Origin of the sequence: Paraburkholderia sp. RL18-101-BIB-B (genome assembly GCF_046026985.1) — a bacterium.
Lineage (GTDB): Bacteria > Pseudomonadota > Gammaproteobacteria > Burkholderiales > Burkholderiaceae > Paraburkholderia.
This window is the reverse complement of sequence record NZ_JARESV010000133.1, coordinates 1-2,440: the sequence shown is the minus strand read 5'-3', so window position 1 is coordinate 2,440 and position 2,440 is coordinate 1. Positions and strand designations below refer to the sequence as shown.

Here is a 2,440-nt window from a genome sequence, read left to right as displayed (position 1 = left end):
TCCGGCCGCCGTGGCTTTCGGCGCGGTAGTCGTGCTGACGATGTTCGCCGCCATGTCATTCGATCCGCGCCTGATCTGGGACGCAACGGAGCACGATCATGGCTAAACCTCCCGGTCAACCGGGGTCGCCTGACGTTCCTGAAGCTATTGCCACTCCGCGCTCGCGCTGGCGGATGCAGATCGTGTGGCTGGTGCCGCTGATCGCAGTGCTCATCGGCGGATGGCTGGCGGTGAAGGCGATCATGGAGCAGGGCCCGGCGGTGACGATCAGCTTCGAGACCGGCGAGGGGCTCGAAGCGGGCAAGACCAAGATCAAGTTCAAGAACGTCGACATCGGTGTGGTCAAGAGTGTCACGCTGTCGGGCGATCACCGCCGCGTGGTCGCCACGGCCGAACTGTCCAAAGATGCCACCAACCTGCTGGTGGACGACACGCGGTTCTGGGTCGTGCGTCCACGCATTTCCGGCGGCACCGTATCCGGCATCGGCACGCTGCTGTCGGGCTCGTTCGTCGGCATGGACGTGGGCACATCGACGAAGTCGAGGCGCGATTACACGGGCCTGGAGTCACCGCCCGTGTTCGCTATCGGCGTGCCGGGCCGAGAGTTTGTACTGAAAGGCGCTGACATGGGCTCGCTCGATGTCGGTTCGCCCATCTTCTACCGGCGGCTGCAGGTCGGCCAGATCGTTTCGTACCAGTTGGACCCGGACGGGAAGGGCGTGACGATGCGTGTCTTCGTCAACGCCCCTTACGAGAAATACGTGAAGTCCGATACGCGCTTCTGGCAGGCGAGCGGGATCGACGTGTCGCTCGATACGACGGGCGTCAAGGTCAACACCGAATCGCTGGTGGCCATCCTGATCGGCGGACTCGCATTCCAGACGCCGGACCAAACGGCCGATGGAGCCGAAGCCGCCCCGGACGCGCAGTTCGCGCTGTACCACGATCGCTCGGAGGCGATGAAGCAGCACGATCGGATCGTCGATACCTATGCGCTGGTTTTCAGGGAGTCGGTGCGAGGGCTGGTGGTCGGCGCACCGGTCGATTTTTTCGGTATCGTGGTCGGCGAAGTCGCGGCGATCAATACGCGGTTTGATCCCGTTACCAAACAGTTCAGCATCCCGGTCGAGATACGTCTCTTTCCAGAGCGCTTCACGTCGCGCTATATGAAGGGAGGGAAAGGAAGGATCACCGACGACCCTCAGCGACTTGCGCAAACGCTGGTCGACCATGGCTTACGTGCGCAATTGCGCACCGGAAATCTGCTGACCGGGCAACTCTATATTGCACTCGACTTTTTCCCGAACGCGCCGAAGGCGAAGGTCGATTGGACCGTCACGCCGCCCGAGATACCAACCATACCTGGCGGCCTGCAGTCCATGCAGAATTCGGTGACGAGTCTGCTCGCCAAGCTGAACCAGATTCCATTCGGTGGGATCGGGAAGGGTGCGCAAAAGACGCTAGCCGATGCCGATACCCTTCTCAAGCAGTTTCGGACCGACGTGGTGCCGCAGGCACGGGACACGCTCGCCGCTGCACAGACGGCGCTAAATTCCGCGAACAGCACGCTACAGCCCGATTCCCCACTGGCGCAGAACACGACGGACGCCATGAACGAACTGGCGCGCACAGCGGCCGCTTTCCGCACGCTGGCGGACTACCTCGAACGCCATCCGGAGGCACTCATCCGCGGCAAGGTGGAGGATAAAAAGTGAAGCGCCTATCGCTATGCCTTGCCGTTGCGCTGACCACGGTCGTGCTCGCCGGTTGTGCCGGCTCGCCCAAGTCGGACTTCTACACGTTGAGTGCGGAGGCGCCGCGCGAAAGCGTCAATCATGGGCCGCCCATGATCGTCGTGATCGGCGCGGTCACCGTGCCCGAACTCGTCGACCGGCCGCAGATCGTTGTTCGCGCCGGCACGAACCATGTGACGATCGACGAATTCGCCCGCTGGGCTGAGCCGCTGAAGAGCCAGATTCCGCGCGTGTTCGTCGCCGATCTCTCGCAGCTGCTGAACAGCCCTCGCGTGTCGACTTTGCCGATCGGCGGCGACGTGGCGGCGGCCTGGCGAGTGCGGATCGACGTCCAGCGCTTCGACGCCTTGCTCGGCGATGCCGTGACTGTCGATGTCTTGTGGTCGGTGTTGCCACCCGGTAAAGCGCCGCCGATCACCGGCCGGACCATCGCGAGCGAGCCCTGCGCGGGCGCGGGCTACGAAGCGGCGGTGGTGGCCTGGAGCAAGGCGCTTGCCACCGTGAGCCGCGCGATCGCGGCCGGCATCCGTCCGCCGACGACCGTCGACTGACGCCGGAACGGAGAACGGACGTCTATAAGCGGTCATATGTCGCCGAGGTTCGCGTCGGCTGAAACCAGGATACCCCGTTTCCGGGGTCACTGATCGATCGCTGGACTGGAGAAGAAGACCGTGAGCCTCGATACG

The 2,440-nt window shown here is 63.6% G+C and carries 3 protein-coding genes; all 3 read left to right on the top strand.

Going from position 1 to position 2,440, the window contains the following annotated elements:
• Positions 1-106, top strand: a 106-nt coding sequence (locus P0D73_RS46210; protein ID WP_408436402.1) for a paraquat-inducible protein A, incomplete at its 5' end; no start/stop codon positions are given.
• Positions 99-1,715 (top strand): PqiB family protein, encoded by a 1,617-nt coding sequence (locus P0D73_RS46205; protein WP_408183641.1) that lies wholly within the window; start codon positions 99-101, stop codon positions 1,713-1,715. The genes P0D73_RS46210 and P0D73_RS46205, both read left to right, overlap by 8 nt.
• Positions 1,712-2,305, top strand: coding sequence for a PqiC family protein (locus P0D73_RS46200; protein ID WP_408183643.1), 594 nt, complete (start codon positions 1,712-1,714; stop codon positions 2,303-2,305). The genes P0D73_RS46205 and P0D73_RS46200 overlap by 4 nt, the downstream gene beginning before the upstream one ends.
• The last annotated feature ends 135 nt before the right edge of the window (positions 2,306-2,440 follow it).

Bases quoted from the DNA above. Each gene is read 5' to 3' on its own strand.
- P0D73_RS46205 (WP_408183641.1), top strand. From the start codon at position 99: ATGGCTAAACCTCCCGGTCAACCGGGGTCGCCTGACGTTCCTGAAGCT.